This is a genomic window from Paenibacillus sp. F4 (assembly GCF_002894905.1).
Lineage (GTDB): Bacteria > Bacillota > Bacilli > Paenibacillales > Paenibacillaceae > Paenibacillus > Paenibacillus polymyxa_B.
In genome coordinates this window covers 215,252-230,690 of the sequence record NZ_POVS01000013.1, presented here as the reverse complement: position 1 = coordinate 230,690, position 15,439 = coordinate 215,252, and the positions used below count along the sequence as shown (strand labels likewise).

At 46.4% G+C, this 15,439-nt stretch carries 16 protein-coding genes, 1 riboswitch and 1 other annotated feature; of the genes, 2 read left to right on the top strand and 14 right to left on the bottom strand.

The genetic code is table 11. The features are described 5' to 3' along the window. Positions 1–129 precede the first annotated feature (129 nt). Positions 130–379: a binding site (T-box leader), on the top strand. Positions 380–640: 261 nt separating this feature from the next. Continuing rightward, positions 641–2,233: a phosphoglycerate dehydrogenase gene (gene serA, locus C1T21_RS14260; protein WP_039271025.1), complete on the top strand. Its 1,593-nt coding sequence runs from the start codon at positions 641–643 to the stop codon at positions 2,231–2,233. Between the two features lie 221 nt (positions 2,234–2,454). On the opposite strand, the gene C1T21_RS14255 is transcribed toward serA, so the two are convergent. From C1T21_RS14255 to C1T21_RS14230, 6 genes are all read right to left on the bottom strand, one after another. Then, positions 2,455–3,897, bottom strand: a complete 1,443-nt coding sequence (locus C1T21_RS14255) for an ATP-binding protein (RefSeq protein WP_103048719.1) — start codon at positions 3,895–3,897, stop codon at positions 2,455–2,457. Between the two features lies 1 nt (position 3,898). After that, positions 3,899–4,615 (bottom strand): response regulator transcription factor, encoded by a 717-nt coding sequence (locus C1T21_RS14250; protein WP_029517311.1) that lies wholly within the window; start codon positions 4,613–4,615, stop codon positions 3,899–3,901. Between the two features lie 108 nt (positions 4,616–4,723). Next, complete coding sequence (locus C1T21_RS14245) at positions 4,724–5,482, bottom strand: pseudouridine synthase (RefSeq protein ID WP_023989197.1); 759 nt, start codon at positions 5,480–5,482, stop codon at positions 4,724–4,726. Positions 5,483–5,560: 78 nt separating this feature from the next. After that, on the bottom strand, positions 5,561–6,091 hold the full coding sequence (locus C1T21_RS14240; protein ID WP_103048718.1) for a spore maturation protein: 531 nt from the start codon (positions 6,089–6,091) through the stop codon (positions 5,561–5,563). Positions 6,092–6,098: 7 nt separating this feature from the next. Further along, entirely contained in the window at positions 6,099–6,842 is a 744-nt protein-coding gene (locus tag C1T21_RS14235) for a nucleoside recognition domain-containing protein (RefSeq protein WP_103048717.1), read from the bottom strand. A gap of 57 nt (positions 6,843–6,899) precedes the next feature. Next, positions 6,900–8,162: a D-alanyl-D-alanine carboxypeptidase family protein gene (locus C1T21_RS14230; protein ID WP_103048716.1), complete on the bottom strand. Its 1,263-nt coding sequence runs from the start codon at positions 8,160–8,162 to the stop codon at positions 6,900–6,902. 206 nt (positions 8,163–8,368) lie between these two features. Here C1T21_RS14230 and C1T21_RS14225 point away from each other — a divergent pair, with 206 nt between their 5' ends. After that, positions 8,369–9,091: a protein-glutamine gamma-glutamyltransferase gene (locus C1T21_RS14225; RefSeq protein ID WP_103048715.1), complete on the top strand. Its 723-nt coding sequence runs from the start codon at positions 8,369–8,371 to the stop codon at positions 9,089–9,091. 91 nt (positions 9,092–9,182) lie between these two features. Here the strand turns inward: C1T21_RS14225 and ytfJ are convergent, their stop codons facing one another. The 8 genes from ytfJ to C1T21_RS14185 form a co-directional block, all read right to left on the bottom strand. Next, positions 9,183–9,674: a GerW family sporulation protein gene (gene ytfJ, locus C1T21_RS14220; protein ID WP_103048714.1), complete on the bottom strand. Its 492-nt coding sequence runs from the start codon at positions 9,672–9,674 to the stop codon at positions 9,183–9,185. Positions 9,675–9,840: 166 nt separating this feature from the next. Continuing rightward, positions 9,841–10,554, bottom strand: coding sequence for a DUF2953 domain-containing protein (locus C1T21_RS14215; protein WP_103048713.1), 714 nt, complete (start codon positions 10,552–10,554; stop codon positions 9,841–9,843). Positions 10,555–10,721: 167 nt separating this feature from the next. Beyond that, positions 10,722–11,333: an SMC-Scp complex subunit ScpB gene (gene scpB / locus C1T21_RS14210; protein ID WP_013310766.1), complete on the bottom strand. Its 612-nt coding sequence runs from the start codon at positions 11,331–11,333 to the stop codon at positions 10,722–10,724. Then, positions 11,302–12,096: a segregation and condensation protein A gene (locus tag C1T21_RS14205; protein ID WP_103048712.1), complete on the bottom strand. Its 795-nt coding sequence runs from the start codon at positions 12,094–12,096 to the stop codon at positions 11,302–11,304. The genes scpB and C1T21_RS14205 overlap by 32 nt, the downstream gene beginning before the upstream one ends. Positions 12,097–12,269: 173 nt before the next feature. Next, the gene (gene ribH / locus C1T21_RS14200; protein ID WP_023989205.1) at positions 12,270–12,734 is read right to left on the bottom strand and encodes a 6,7-dimethyl-8-ribityllumazine synthase; all 465 of its coding nucleotides are present in this window, start codon (positions 12,732–12,734) and stop codon (positions 12,270–12,272) included. 79 nt (positions 12,735–12,813) lie between these two features. Next, positions 12,814–13,497, bottom strand: a complete 684-nt coding sequence (ribB, locus tag C1T21_RS14195) for a 3,4-dihydroxy-2-butanone-4-phosphate synthase (protein ID WP_103048711.1) — start codon at positions 13,495–13,497, stop codon at positions 12,814–12,816. Between the two features lie 60 nt (positions 13,498–13,557). Beyond that, positions 13,558–14,226 (bottom strand): riboflavin synthase, encoded by a 669-nt coding sequence (gene ribE / locus C1T21_RS14190; protein WP_103048710.1) that lies wholly within the window; start codon positions 14,224–14,226, stop codon positions 13,558–13,560. Between the two features lie 331 nt (positions 14,227–14,557). Continuing rightward, positions 14,558–14,731, bottom strand: a riboswitch (FMN riboswitch). Between the two features lie 68 nt (positions 14,732–14,799). Further along, positions 14,800–15,267: an IDEAL domain-containing protein gene (locus tag C1T21_RS14185; protein ID WP_013310772.1), complete on the bottom strand. Its 468-nt coding sequence runs from the start codon at positions 15,265–15,267 to the stop codon at positions 14,800–14,802. Positions 15,268–15,439: the final 172 nt, after the last annotated feature.

Sequence of the window (15,439 nt, the reverse complement as noted above, 5' to 3'; positions counted from 1 at the left end):
ATTCAAGAAGACTTAAATCTTAATCTTCCGCATTCTGTAGCTATATATCTAGCCGGCTATCCACACATGTCGCATGTCCTATTGACATGCCCATGTAAGCCATGATACATTATGAAAAAATTATTAGCGACAACAACAATGATGGAGAAAAGGTATTGATTTCGTCCTCAGAGAACCGGTGCTTGGGTGGAAGCCGGTGACGAAGTAACTACTTTCAGCGCTCCTGAGTTATTGCACCGAGGTCTGGGGAATATTTCCCGGCATTAGATGCAATCGGCAGAAAACCGTTATCCTTTCGGTCATTTTATGACCGCTGAAGGCAGTCCATTGCGAAATGGCTGCGAATTAGGGTGGTACCACGATAACTCTCGTCCCTTACTATGGAGATAGTATGTGATTCGGGAGTTTTTTTGATGCCCGAAAACCGCAAAGCGTCTCCGCATAAGACTTTCGGTCGTTAGTTTAGTGCATAATGCTATACTATCCCTTTTCTGCGTCAATGCGTTATCACACTAGTATTTCACACCGCTCTCCTGTACTTTTAGAAGCATTTCAAGTTTTTTCATGTTCTTTATGGAATGTATTTCAGTTTGAAGTACATCCTGTCCATAAAAGAAGTTAACTTTGAGGAGGAAACCAAATGTTTAAAGTGTTAGTATCCGATCCGATCAGTGACCTGGGCATCCAGCAACTGATGGATGCAGACGATGTCACGGTGGACAAGAACACAGGTCTCAGCGAGGATGAATTGGTTCAAATTATTGGTGACTATGACGCATTACTCGTTCGAAGCCAAACTCGGGTAACCGAACGCATCATGACGGCAGGTAAGAACCTCAAGGTTGTAGGGCGAGCTGGGGTCGGAGTGGACAACATCGACCTCGAAGCAGCAACACAACGCGGGATTATCGTTATTAACGCTCCTGACGGCAACACGATTACGACATGTGAGCACACTTTTGCGATGATGATGGCTCTAGCACGTCATATTCCACAGGCATATGCCAAAACCATTGGCGGTACATGGGATCGTAAAACATTCCTCGGTGTCGAACTGCGTAACAAAACACTTGGAGTCCTCGGCATGGGACGTATCGGCAGTGAGGTGGCTAAACGTGCTAAAGCATTTGGCATGAGCATCCTCGGATATGATCCATTTCTAACGGAAGAACGCGCTGAGAAGCTGGGCATTAAGCTGGCGAGCGTGGACGAAATTATCCGCAACGCAGATTTTATGACCGTACACACACCATTAACACCGGAAACGAAACATATGATTGCTCGTCCACAGTTTGAAGTGATGAAAAAAGGAATGCGCATCATCAACTGTGCCCGGGGCGGAGTTATCGATGAAATGGCTCTTGTTGAAGCCATTGATGAAGGTATCGTTGCCGGTGCAGCCTTTGACGTATTCGAGTCAGAGCCGCCAGCACAGGATCACCCATTCCTGAGTCATCCGAAAATTATCGTCACACCACATCTGGGTGCCTCGACTGTCGAAGCTCAGGAGAATGTAGCTATCGATGTGTCCGAGCAAGTGCTGCATATTTTGCGTGATGAGCCTTTTAAAAATGCGGTCAACATGCCTCCAGTACCATCCAACGTCATGACGCAATTGCAGCCATATTTCTCGCTTGGAGAGAAGCTGGGCAGCTTTGCCGCTCAGATCACGAATCAGGCTGTACGTGAAATTCAGGTAGATTACGCTGGTGATTTGTCCTCTGTGGATACACAGCCGCTGACACGTTATATTTTGAAAGGTGTACTTAGCCGTCATCTGGGCAGCGATGTGAACATTGTAAACTCTGTACATCTGGCCAAAACACGTGACATCCATCTTGTCGTATCTCAGGCGCCCGCCACCAAGGGTTTTACCAACCTGATTACCGTTACACTCAAAACGCAGAGCGGCGAAGAGCAACGTGTATCTGGCACCCTGCTGGCAGGCTATGGCGAACGTATTGTTCGGTTGAACCAGTTCCCGGTAGATGTGGCACCGGAAGCTCATTTCCTGCTCATCTCCCACAATGATAAACCAGGCATTATCGGTCGTGTCGGCACCTTGCTTGGGGAGAACGGCGTCAATATCGCATCCATGCAAGTAGGGCGTAAAATTGTCGGCGGTGAAGCCATCATGATTCTGACCGTCGATAAAGCCGTGCCAAAAGACGTGCTGATTCAACTCGTTGGTTTGCCAGAACTAAATACTGCCCAAGAAGTAGTGCTAAATTAGTTCCAGACATATTGAGAAGTCCATGGTTTTATAATAAAGAGAGGCGCCTGGCTACCCAGGCGTCTTTTTCTCTTATACCGTTATCTGTCATGAGAGCAATCATCATGCATGAAACAGGATGTTCCACGTTGAACAAGATAAATGTTGATTTTTCAACAAAAAGCACCCTCTTCCGAGGATGCCTGCAAACCGGGGTATATCAGCTGGGGCTTATAAGCCTGTTACAGACCCAGCTTTGTTTTGTTGGAGATCGGCAGCAAAATAGTAAATTCCGTCCCTTCCCCCAATACGCTGGAAGCAGAGACAGAGCCTCCGTGAGCCTCTACAATGTTCTTGACAATAGCAAGCCCCAAACCAGTCCCTTTATCCTCACCACGTACTCTGGCCTTATCTGCCTTGTAGAAGCGGTCGAAAATATAAGGTAGATCCTCGCTGGCAATGCCTACACCTTCATCCTTAATCCGAATACGGATTAACTCATGCCGTTCTCCCAAAATTCGATCCGCCGCAATAGTAACCTTTTTCCCGCCGGGTGTATGTCTGAATGCATTATCCAGCAAGTTGGTCAATACCTGCTCTAGTCGGTCTTCATCTGCCTCAGGCAGCAGCAAACGTTGGCCTTGCTCATGGTAATCGAGTGTCAGTCCCTGTTCCTTTGAACGTACCGTAAATTTACGGTGAACACGCTCGATCAGCTCATTCACATTCACTTCCTGTCGGTGCATGTCTGTATGACCAGCCTCCATTCGGGCCAGATCAAGCAGATCCTTGACTAACCTTCCCATGCGTAATGATTCATCATGGATGACCTGTACCAGCTCCTCGGATTCTTCAGGTGAACCCGCCATACCATCCAGCAACGCCTCACTGTAGCCCTGCATCATAGATAAAGGTGTACGGATTTCATGAGATACGTTGGCCACAAAATCGCTCCGCATCTTCTCAAGCTTCACTTCTTCCGTAATATCTCTAAGCACAGCTACTGCACCGCGGATTGCATTATCCGTATAGAGAGGCGCCATCTGCACCGACCAGGAGCCCTTCTTGACATGGATATAGTCTCCGACATCCTCCCCCCTGTCCATAACGGTATGGAACAGAGACTGCAAAGGCTCAGGTACAGAAGCTCCAAACTCCTCCAGATCACGCTCCTGCCACTCCAGCTTTTTCCAGATATCCAATAGACTTTGTGCCGGCGGATTCGTCAAGATAATTTGTCCGCTTCTGTCGAAGGTGATTACTGCATCAGACATGCTTCGCAGTACGCTGGATAAATGGTTTTTCTCCTCATTCAGACTGCGGATCGTTGCTTCCAGTTCCGTAGACATATGATTAAAAGTTTTCGCCAGTTCTCCAATTTCATCACTGGTCACCAGCGAAAGCCGAGTATCATACCTTCCCTCACGAATCGCATTCGCCGCCTGAATCAACAGCTGCATAGGCTGTGTGATTTTAGTAAAAAGGAATAGGGCAAAAAAGGTCGTCAATAAAAATCCGACAATACATGTATAGGTGAACAAATGCTTAATTTCCGTCGATTCATACGCCGCAAAATTTCTGTTGATGTACGGCAATAAAAAAAGCCCTAGAAAAATAAGTACAGAACCTACAAGACAAATGATGGTGATCCACAGCTTGCCTACCAGCGATCTCCAGAAGTTCACGTTATTTTGGAACCTCCAGCTTATAACCTACGCCCCACACGGTCGTAATCATAGCCGCTGCCTCTGGCGATACCTTATTCAGCTTTTCACGAAGCCGTTTCACATGCGTATCCACAGTGCGCAGATCACCAAAAAATTCGTAATTCCAAACGTCTTTCAGCAGTTCTTCGCGCGAGAAGACTTTATCTGGCGACACCGCCAAATAGTGCAACAGCTCGTACTCTTTAGGCGTGAGACTGATTTCAATCCCACCCGCAGTTACCCGGTGCGCATCATGTTCAATGATAAGATTCGGAAAAACAATACTATTGCTTGGTACCGCCTCTTTCGTTAAAAAGGCAGTTTCCGACGAACGGCGTAAAATCGCCTTCACCCGGTAAATGACTTCTCGCGGGCTAAAGGGCTTAACCACATAATCATCTGCTCCAACTTCAAAACCTTGTACACGGTTCACTTCCTCGCCTTTGGCAGTCAGCATAATCACAGGTGTAGCTTTAGTCTGACGCAGCCGTGTACACACCTCAATTCCATCCATCCCCGGAAGCATCACATCGAGCAAAATAATGCTGTAATCGCTTGCAGTCGCTTTTTGGAGGGCAATCTCACCATCCTCAGCTTCGTCAATTGCATATCCTTCTTTTTCCAGATACATCCGCAGAAGGCGGCGAATGCGTTCTTCATCATCTACAATTAATATGCGGTTGCTTTGTTCTGACATATTCCCAGCCCCTTCGCTAAAAAACCATTCTCTCTATTTTACTATTTTCCCGTGCTTGGTCAAACTTTACTCTCATCCAACAGTCTCTTTACACCAAAAAGGCCGGGGTTATGACCCCCGTCCTGTCCGTTTCTTTTTCGTGTTGTCTGATTTGGCAAGTTGAATGAGACGGTTGATTTCGTCCTTGGTTAGGGGTCTGGTCAGACCGCGCTTCAAGTTTTGTAGCAAAAGATCCCCGAAGGCAATCCGCTTGAGTCTGATGACCGGGTGTGAAATGGCCTCAAACATCCGTCTTACCTGGCGATTTCTGCCTTCATAAATGGTAATCTGGATCACAGACTCCTTACCATTCGGATCTACATCTTTATATTCTACCTCGGCTGGTGCAGTAATGCCATCTTCCAGCACGATTCCTTTTTTCAGCTTGTCCAGCTCAGTACCATGCGGAACACCTTTGACTGTTGCCACATATGTCTTGGGCACATGATGCTTGGGATGGGTGAGCAGATTGGCGAACTCGCCATCATTGGTAAGCAACAGCAGTCCTTCGGTGTCGTAATCAAGACGTCCTACCGGATATACGCGTTCCTTAACACCTTTCAGATAGTCTGACACGATTTTACGGCCTTCCGGATCGGAAGCACTCGTAATGACTCCTTTAGGTTTGTTCATCATCAGATAGATTTTTTTCTCGGTTTTGATCGGGCGTCCCTTTACCGTAATCATATCTTGATCAGGGTCTGCCTTCGTTCCCAATTCAGTTACGACAACCCCGTTCACTTCCACGCTGCCCGCCTGAATAAGCTCCTCACATTTACGTCTGGAAGCTACACCAGCTTGGGCCAATATTTTCTGCAATCTTTCCATGTTCGCTAATTCACCTCATGCTAATGATACCCATCCATGAGCAAAATCACAACCCCCGTTCAAAAAACGATGCAGAAATTAAAATACAAGCAGGCAAATGGCAATGGCTGCCACAAAACCAACCACATCTGAAAATAGTCCTACCTTCAAAGCATACCGTCCATTGCGGATACCTACCGCACCAAAATATACAGTTAGCACATAAAGCGTCGTGTCTGTGCTGCCCTGAATCGTTGAAGCGATCCGACCGATCATGGAATCTGGACCATAAGTCCGAATTAGATCCGTCGTGAACGCAAGTGAACCGGTGCCCGTCAATGGACGAAGCAAGCCTAAAGGCAATACCTCGCCTGGTACACCCCAGTGTTTAATCCATGGGGTTACCCAGGAGATCAAATAGTCCAAAGCGCCGGATGCCCGAAAAATGCTAATCGCTACCATCATGCCTACGAGATGAGGAATAATGCTGATGGCGGTAGAAAAGCCGTCTTTGGCTCCATCCACAAAAGAATCGTAGACAGGTACCTTTTTAGCATATGCATATAAAGGAATAAAAGCGAGAATAATCGGAATGGCCCAAGTCGATACGAGATTTATAAAATTAAGCATGCCTCCCTCATCCTTTCCAAGTGGTGTCCCTGCCCTTGGCAGCCGTGATTCCCGTTCCCGGAACGGCAGGTGAAGATACGGGCAACGTAGTTGAAGAGGCAGCAGATGTTGGTGCTGATGAGGTGAGTGGTGCCAAGGATGTCTGGGACGGCGGAATCGCTGGAGGACGGCGGCGCAATTCTCGACTACGGTACCAACGGTCCGCCGCAATTGCGGCAAAGGTGGCTATTGCGGTCGCTACCAGTGTCGTACCGACGATTTCTGCCGGATGTGCGGAATGAAAATTAAGCCGTATCGCGATCAACGTCGTAGGAATAAGCGTAATACTGGCTGTATTCAGGGCGAGCAGCGTACACATGGCTGGTGTGGCGGTTTGCTTATCTGGATTGAGCGTCTGCAACTCTTGCATAGCCTTGATTCCCATCGGTGTGGCTGCATTCCCCAGACCCAGCAAATTAGCGCTCATATTGGACAAAATGTAACCCATAGCGGGATGATTACGCGGAACATCAGGGAAGAGAAAGGCAACCAAAGGAGAAAGCAACTTGGATATTTTCTGTAAGAGCCCGCCATCTTCAGCCAGCCTCATCATGCCCATCCAAAACACCAGCACACTTATCAGTCCAAAGCACACTGTAACCCCCGTAGTTGCCCCGTCAAAAGCTGCTTTCGTCACCACCTCAATATTTCCCTGCGCGGCAGCAAATACAAATCCAATACAAATCAAAGCCACCCATATGAGATGAATCATGGCTGATTCCTCCTTTTCCCAATGATGTGACACGTGCAGCTCTATTTTCTGCTTGCCCTAGGCTCCAAACAAATTTTTTAGAATTTCGTTCCATCTGCTCGTCCAACCTCGTTGCTGAGTATTGTTCGCAGGATCTTGTGCAGTTGGAGCCTCTTGCTGTGGCTGTACGTTACTTTGAGCAGGCAGCTTACTCCCTTTTTCATACACAGGAACGGAACCAATAAGTTTACCATCCAATAGGAATTCAACCCGTCCTCGTAAGCCAAAAGATACGTCCGCTCTGTCTGTAGAGGCGGAATTTTTATACAACACTAGTCTTTTGTGCAACTGTGTCTTCTCACTATCATGTAAAGGATATGCAAAGCTTGTACCTGTTAATAGTGGGTAACCATCGATAGGTTGCTGCTTGTCCGTAATCGGAATGAGCGGATAATATCGGAATCCGTAATCAAGCATACGGGCATGATCGTTCCAATCGTCCCCGTCATTCAAGGTAACGGCAGCAAGCTGGCGGCCGTCCCGTGTGGCCGAGCTGACCAGACAGCGAAACGCTTTTTTGGTAAAGCCTGTTTTCACACCGTCAGCTCCCTCATACAGCCGCAGCATTTTGTTTTTGTTGTGCCATGAGTAGTCCCAAGAATCGTTGGGATTCGGTGCTTTTTTCAGTTCTGTTTTTACGATACGGGCAAAAGTTGGATTATGCAGCGCATAAGCAGTAAGTCGGGCCATATCATTGGCTGAGGAATAATGTCCCTCGGCATCCAGCCCGTGCGGATTAGCAAAATGTGTGTGGCTTAGCCCAAGCTGAACCGCCTTGTCATTCATCAAATGGACAAATCCCTCTTCGGTCCCCCCCACATGCTCAGCAATGGCAGAAGCGGCATCATTACCAGAACGGAGCATTAAGCCGTACAGCATATTTTCCAGCGACATTTGTTCACCCATTTGCAGAAAAAGCGAGGACCCTTCTTTGGCATACGCGGTAGGACTCACCTTTACCCGGTCCTGCAAGCGTCCATGTTCAATGGCCACGATTGCAGTCATAATTTTGGTCAGGCTGGCAATACGTAGCTCCCGGTCACCCTCGGTAGAATAAATGATTCTTCCTGATGTGACATCAATTAAAGAAGCAGCCTGTGCATGGGTTCCTAATGCGGGCGGCGCTGCTTCTGTTTTTATCGCTCCTCGAACGGGCTGTGGACTCAGCAACGTAAGCGGCAATGACAAAATAAGCAGAAGCACCAGCGGCAAAACAAATGCGCGTGCCTTATTCAAGAAATGGCTGTGGTCCGCGTGAATGTGTTGCTTTTTTTTAAACATTGGGATTCCTCCGGTTTTGAGCAAGTCTTGTACCATTCTATGTCCAAGCTGTTCAAAGTATGTCCACCTTTATAACAGAAAATTCCTTTACGGGACAGCCATTAGCTGCTCTCTTTTTGCTTTCTTTCCGCATAAACCAAGCAATTTGCCCTCCCGAGTACATATATATTAGTTACCAAAGTTAAATAGGGATCGGGGGTTACATCATGCTGCGTCTCCAGTTTGAAATGGTTTTAAGATCGCAGATTGTAGAGTCCGCAGAAGCATTGCATCGAAGTGGTGTATCCTTTGCCACTTTTGCTACCGCACGTTGCAACCAGCAATTTTGGGATTTAACGGAAAAAGGTGGTTTTCAGATCAAAGCAGGTGTCACTCCGGCACAGGGGATCAGAGACATTTTTTTAAACGGTCAACAATACGCTTTTGAATGTGCAACAGCTATGGTTATTGTGCTGTACAAAGGAGTGCTGGATTCCATTCTGGAAAGTGAGTTTAATCGGGTTTTTGCAGATATGCTGCTGTATGACTGGCACTATGACAGCGACCTCAGACTCATACAGGAGCAAGGAAGTCATAAAGCGGCTCCTGGCGATATTTTGTATTTCAACAATCCGGATGTGTCGTCTGAAACATTGGAATGGAAAGGAGAAAATGTCGTTAAGCTGAAGGAAGACTTGTTTTATGGACATGGGATTGGCATCTGGCCGGCGAAGGGTATTATCGATTCCCTGAATCAACATCGTCGACCGGATGCCACGGTATCTGCTTATTTGACGAATGAAGTGATCTATCCGGACTTCATCTACCTATCGCAGTATGCTGCCGAAGGAAATCGAAAAAATGAAATATCGCTGCACACTTTGTATCACCAGGAATACAGTCACCATATACATGCTGTCATTGGGGGAAGGCAGTATATTCGGGGATAGGGCCAAGTACAAGCAGAAAAGAAGGTATTCCTTAGCCTATACTCGGCTTTGGGATACCTTCCTGAGAGAACGCTTTTAATTTCAATAACTTTTACAAGTAAGCCGGGCCAGAATGACTGTGATCCGTAGCAACATCTACAGGTACCTGTGGGGGTGGAGTCTGCAAGTTGCCGCCTGCGTTCTGGAAGATAGACTGAACCTTATCAATCAGGTATGGCGTGGAGTCAATGAGCTTCTCAATCAGATGCGTTTGATTGTCCAATGGAACGATTTGTGCTCCCTGTTTGCCAACAACCAGAAAAGCAATGGGATGAATAGATACACCACCACCGCTACCGCCACCAAAAGGATGACCTTCCTTCCCGCTATGATTACTCGACGCCGAGGAAGTATGAAGTGCCTCTTCGTCTACGTTAAAATCACTTCCACCGGCAGCGAAACCAAATCCTACCTTACTGATTGGCAAAATAACGGAACCATCGGGTGTTTCCACCGCGTCTCCCACGATCGTATTCACGTCTACCATGGCTTTGATGTTTTCCATTGCGGTTTGCATGAGCCCTTGAATCGGGTGATCTGACATGATTAATTCCTCCTCTACTTATCTCAAGCTTAGACTGCCTTTTCTTTCGCTATTGTGCGCAGGGGTTCAAGGAAATATGTATGTCATTCGATTCGGTTATGCCTTAATCTGAAGGACACTGAAATCCCAAAGTTCAGAAAGATTGAGTTTCATCACACTTCATTGTTTATCTTTCATTGTTAGCTTGAAGATCTTCATTTTTTTTGAAAAAAACCCGCTTCCATGCCTCGGGTCCACCCGGAACGCGCCATATGCGGTAAGATAAGATGAGCATGGAGAAAATTAAATAGCCGAGCGATACGTTTGCTTCACAGTTCAAAGTAGTGGTAAAACGCAAGCGATCCACCCAATACGGCACAACATACAGCTTAGGGGTACAATCCATGCGCACAAAGCTGGAAGCAAAACCGATCAAGGTCGTTTTTAATCCCCACAAAATACCGGTTGAGGTAGCTGTATAAGCCGCGTCAGCAAGACTAATGTTGGTGGACCACTCCATTTTGGACATCGTCACATGTGCCAAAGTATGTCGCAACCATCGATTGAAGGATTTCGTTCCCTTGAGCAAAACCCGTATATCATATATAAATTGCTTGATTTTTTCTGTATCAATATTACCGCTATCCACGGAAGCATCCGTTTTATGTATGTTTTTGTTGCGATCAAGCCGATAGAGAAGCCCTTTTTTTAAACCTGTTATGAGAATGGCCGGAATATCGTAATTTATTTTAATCATCCCGTATAGAAATCTGATCTCTAGATGCGCCCGATCATCATTGTCATGTTTGGCAATATCCAGCTTTAATCGAATACGAGAGAGCAGAATAGCCAGCACAAGTAATATAACGACGATGATGGCGATACTGATCCATTTCCACACTGGCGAGTCCTCCCTACCTTTTTGCTATAGATATCATGGCAAAAATAGTATGACCGTTCGCCGGAAAATCATGCATCTTAAAATACCAACAGCCAGCCCCCAACTACTTGAGGACTGGCTGTCTATTTGAAATTTTATATAAGTGAGCCGCAAGATCCGGATGAACTCTATTGGGATTCAAGATCCAGATCGTTGGCTGCAGGCTGGCTGCTCTCCAGACGCTCGAACAATAATTGAGTCTCTTCCTCCAAATTGTCCGAATCTTCGAACAACTCCGGTTGTGGTAGATCTGCCAAAGAGCCCAGACCGAAATAATCCAAAAATGATTTCGTCGTTCCGTACAATATTGGCCGTCCGATGGCTTCAGCTCGACCTTTCTCTTCAATGAGCTCCTTGTTGACCAGTGTATGTATGGCCCGCTCGGATTTGACACCCCGAATCTCTTCGATTTCAACTCTTGTAATGGGCTGGCGGTAGGCCACAATGGCCAGCGTCTCCAAAGCAGCTTGAGACAGTGAGGCACGTGCCGGAGAGTATGCGAGCTTTTCAAAGTAAGGTGCATGTTCGGATAAAGTTGCAAGCTGATAATGACCGGCAATACGGACAAGTTGCAGGCCTCTTCCCCCCTGCTCCATGTCCTGCTTCATATCTTCCAGGCACTGTTCAACCAGCTCTTGCTGCTGCTCTACAATGTCGGCGATCTGCTTGGTGGACAATCCTTCCTCTCCTGCGAGAAACAGCAGTCCCTCAATAATTGATTTCAGCTTCAGATAATCCATTAACCCGTAAATCCCCTCTCCACTCCATTACAATATCATCGAAAAGCTTCTCCTGATAACAGAAAATTTGTTTCATTTTCATCAGTTCAAGGATAGCCAAAAAGGTCACAACCACTTCATGCCGATACATATCCTCATGCATCAGCTTGGAGAACAGCAGCCGTCCTCCATTCCCCACCATCTCTAAAGCTCCGATAACTTGCCGTATACGGTCCTTGACTGAAATTTCGTCCCGATGAACACGGGTTACCGTCGTACGTCGTTCTGCTTTACGCAAAGCACGCTGAAAGGCCGCGACCAAATCGCTTGCATGCAGCCCATGTACCGGATTTGCGGGTTCAGTGGGCAGGAATGCGCTCAGATCTTCTGGCTCCTTGCCATAAATTAGACTCCGCTCCCACTCACGTTCACTTAGATGGCGAGCAATCCCTTTATATTTACGATACTCCACCAGCTTGCGGACCAGTTCCTCACGTGGATCATAATCCTCTTCCTCATAAAAATCCAAATCGTCATATTCCATCACAGGTGGCTTGGGAAGCAACAATTTACTCTTAATGGATAAGAGCGTCGCCGCCATCACCAGAAACTCGCTCGTAATGTCCAGTTCCAGCTCCTGCATACTGTGCAAAAAAGCCATATACTGATCAGTAATATCGCTAATCGGGATATCCTGAATGTCGATCTCGGCTTTATCAATCAGATGCAACAGTAGATCCAGCGGACCCTCGAATGTTTCCAGCTTGTAGTTTACGACTGTCAATGTGCTTCCCCCTGCCTTACTCCAATCATCATTCAACAATACCTTTCCCTATAGCACTTAAGCTCTACGTTATCAATCCCTCTTTCTGTAGTATATACGTCATCGCCTTGCTTAACAATCCAATCCCTTTTTCACCTTGCAGTTTATAGCGTTCTATTCAGCTATTCCTATAATTAAAATTGCTTGCCGAGATTGGCCATTTCAATCGCAGCCAATGCAGAATCCCAACCTTTATTACCAGCCTTCGTACCTGCTCGTTCAATAGCCTGTTCAATGTTTTCTGTCGTCACTACACCAAAAATAACGGGTACTCCCGTTTTCAGGCTGCTCGCTGCCACACCCTTGGCCACTTCATTGCAGACGATATCATAATGTGAAGTAGAACCACGGATGACGGTACCCAGCGTAATTACGGCATCATATTTGCCGCTTGCAGCCATTTTTTGTGCTATCAGTGAAATTTCAAATGCACCCGGAACCCAAGCTACATCAATTTCATCTTCCTGTGCACCATGTCGTTGAAGTGCGTCAATTGCGCCGCTTAACAACTTGCTCGTAATAAACTCATTAAATCTGCCTACCACAATACCATATTTTAAACCGTTCGATACGAGATTACCTTCTAGAAAACGTGCCATGTTTAATCAACCTCTCTTAGTTTAATTATTTAGGGACTTCGGACAATACTTCAGATTTACTTGGAACCAAGATGTATTTTTACAATGACAAACGACGACGGTAGTCCACCAAATGCTGAATACTGATCAGCTTCAATTGATGTCGCTTGGCGACCACTGCCAGATCAGCCAGGCGGGCCATTGAGCCATCTTCCTTTATAATTTCGCAAATGACCCCAGCAGGCTTGAAGCCACTGAGTCGGGCCAGATCAACAGCAGCTTCAGTGTGACCAGCACGCTGCAAGACACCACCATCGCGAGCAATCAGCGGGAACATGTGACCAGGCTTGCGGAAATCACTTCCTGTGACTGCTTCGTCTGCCAAGGCGCGTACAGTCAAGGAGCGCTCGGCCGCTGAAATACCCGTTGTTGTCTCCATATGATCTACCGATACCGTAAAGGCAGTACCGTGGAAATCTGTATTTTGCTCTACCATAGGATGCAATTCCAAGGCCTCGGCTCTTTGTCGTGTGATTGGCACACAAACCAACCCGCGACCTTCTGTAATCATGAAATTAATGACCTCAGGCGACGCTTTTTCAGCCAAAGCGATAAAATCGCCTTCGTTTTCGCGCTGTTCATCATCCACTACAATAACGACTTTACCGTTTTTTAAGTCCTCCAACGCTTCTTCGATGGAATCCAAATGAATCTCTTCGTCATGTTCCAACTCGCCAAGCTCTATGACGTTTGCCATTGCACTTGTTTGGCTACCTCTATCCATAACACTTTCCTCCTTATGTCTTGTGCCACGAATGCTCCTAAACAGGTTTACCATTCAATATCAGGCAAAGCCGTGTTTCGCCAAATAGTCCAAACTGAGAGGAGCTTCTTCTTCTACTCTCTCCGCCTCCGCTGCACCTCTGTAATTTAAAAGCTGTTCTACATATTTGCCCAAAATATCGCATTCGATATTGACGGTATCCCCCTCACGTTTGGCTTGTAAGGCCGTTTCGGATAAGGTGTGGGGAATAATGGATACGGCAAAGGTATCTCCCGTACGCTGTGCGACTGTGAGGCTGATACCATCAATTGTGATTGACCCTTTGAGAAGAATATATTTAAATAATGTTTGATTTTTAGGCTCAACTTCGAACACAACTGCATTCTGGTCTGATGTCACCCCTCGAATCGTTCCCGTCCCGTCCACATGTCCTTGTACAATGTGTCCTCCGAACCTTCCACTCGCCGCCATCGCTCGCTCCAGATTGACTCGGCTGCCGGATCTCAACTCTTTCAGATTACTGCTGCGAAAGGTTTCCGGCATCACATCAACCTTAAAGTCTTTCGAACCAATCCGTATCGCCGTCAGGCAAACACCATTCACCGAGACACTGTCTCCTATTTTCAAATCGCCCAACACCACGGAACCCGAAATCCCCAGCACCATCGCTTCACCGCTTTTGGAAATAGTTTGAATGCGACCCACTTCCTCGACCAATCCGGTAAACATGCCTTCACTCCTTTCCACTACATTTCAGTTTATCCCTAATTCATCAGCTATAAGCGCAAAAAACCCCCAATTCGGATTCAATCCGTCATGGGGGTGATGAGAGTCACATTTGTAGTATACAAGCGCAGTTCATATGCATCTTAAGACGACATGAAATCATAGGTTTGCCAATAGAAAGCATGACTGAGGATACAACCAAATACGCTCAGAACACCCATCAAAAAGAAAGCTTAAGCAAGCTATCGCCCGATGCTGTCCTACAACGAAATAAGCCGTACGCACAATTGGGTATGCTAAAAATCGGCACATGTCACGTCATGCACATGCGCTTCGTATCCTTCTCCCATCCAGACTATACTGTCGGTCCCGGATTTGCACCAGGTCCACCTTCTGCCGATCATTCAGCATCCGGGTCACGGACTAAGCCATGCTGTTTCTCACAAAAACGATCCACAAACATGTCATCACCGCCGGTGGGGAATTTCGCCCCGCCCCGAAGGATCTTGCTCTTATTTAATTGAATTAACATTAAACTTGTTACGTATATTAGCACCGACTTCTAAAAAAAGCAAGTTATCTAATAGAAGCTCCTGCTTTGGTTTTGACATATTGGCTGGAGAGTTCTTCAAACCAGGTTTTATCATTCATATGAAGCGCCAAATCAATCAAATCGGCCAGTTCCTCGACTCCCAACTCTGTTGCATGATCAAAGGTAATTACGGCTGAAGCAACAGGTCCCCGTCCTTCCTCAGAACATGCTTCATAATCCAGTCGCACATCAACATGTCCGTCAATAAACTCGCATTTCAGAAAATAAATAATTTCGCACATTAAAATGGGGCGTACCTGTGTTTCTAACACGCAATCCATCACCTTGGCAGAATAATGCTGGTTCGTCAGCGTGAATTTGTGTTCTGTCGCTGCCAACGAAGCCCGTCCAAAATCATCCGTAAACTTTAGCTCCACTGGCTTGATGTTCATAACCTTAGGGATCTGCTTCTTTATAATTTCGATTATTTCAACTGTATTCAGCTTAATCATTACCTGCACCTCATTGCATCTTAAAATTCAGAAGAAAACTTTTTAACGTGCCTCTTATAGGCCTACACTCCTATATCGGAAATCATTACCTGTTTTTTTATGCTTCAACCCATAAACGACAAAAAAGATTCTTTGCGCAATAAGCGCAAAGAATCTTGATCGAACCACTAAA

Bases quoted from the DNA above. Each gene is read 5' to 3' on its own strand.
- ribE (WP_103048710.1), bottom strand. From the start codon at position 14,226: ATGTTTACCGGATTGGTCGAGGAAGTGGGTCGCATTCAAACTATTTCC.
- ribH (WP_023989205.1), bottom strand. From the start codon at position 12,734: ATGGCACGTTTTCTAGAAGGTAATCTCGTATCGAACGGTTTAAAATAT.
- ribB (WP_103048711.1), bottom strand. From the start codon at position 13,497: ATGGATAGAGGTAGCCAAACAAGTGCAATGGCAAACGTCATAGAGCTT.
- C1T21_RS14240 (WP_103048718.1), bottom strand. From the start codon at position 6,091: ATGCTTAATTTTATAAATCTCGTATCGACTTGGGCCATTCCGATTATT.
- C1T21_RS14245 (WP_023989197.1), bottom strand. From the start codon at position 5,482: ATGGAAAGATTGCAGAAAATATTGGCCCAAGCTGGTGTAGCTTCCAGA.
- C1T21_RS14235 (WP_103048717.1), bottom strand. From the start codon at position 6,842: ATGATTCATCTCATATGGGTGGCTTTGATTTGTATTGGATTTGTATTT.
- C1T21_RS14250 (WP_029517311.1), bottom strand. From the start codon at position 4,615: ATGTCAGAACAAAGCAACCGCATATTAATTGTAGATGATGAAGAACGC.
- C1T21_RS14185 (WP_013310772.1), bottom strand. From the start codon at position 15,267: ATGATTAAGCTGAATACAGTTGAAATAATCGAAATTATAAAGAAGCAG.
- serA (WP_039271025.1), top strand. From the start codon at position 641: ATGTTTAAAGTGTTAGTATCCGATCCGATCAGTGACCTGGGCATCCAG.
- C1T21_RS14225 (WP_103048715.1), top strand. From the start codon at position 8,369: ATGCTGCGTCTCCAGTTTGAAATGGTTTTAAGATCGCAGATTGTAGAG.
- scpB (WP_013310766.1), bottom strand. From the start codon at position 11,333: ATGGATTATCTGAAGCTGAAATCAATTATTGAGGGACTGCTGTTTCTC.
- C1T21_RS14230 (WP_103048716.1), bottom strand. From the start codon at position 8,162: ATGTTTAAAAAAAAGCAACACATTCACGCGGACCACAGCCATTTCTTG.
- ytfJ (WP_103048714.1), bottom strand. From the start codon at position 9,674: ATGTCAGATCACCCGATTCAAGGGCTCATGCAAACCGCAATGGAAAAC.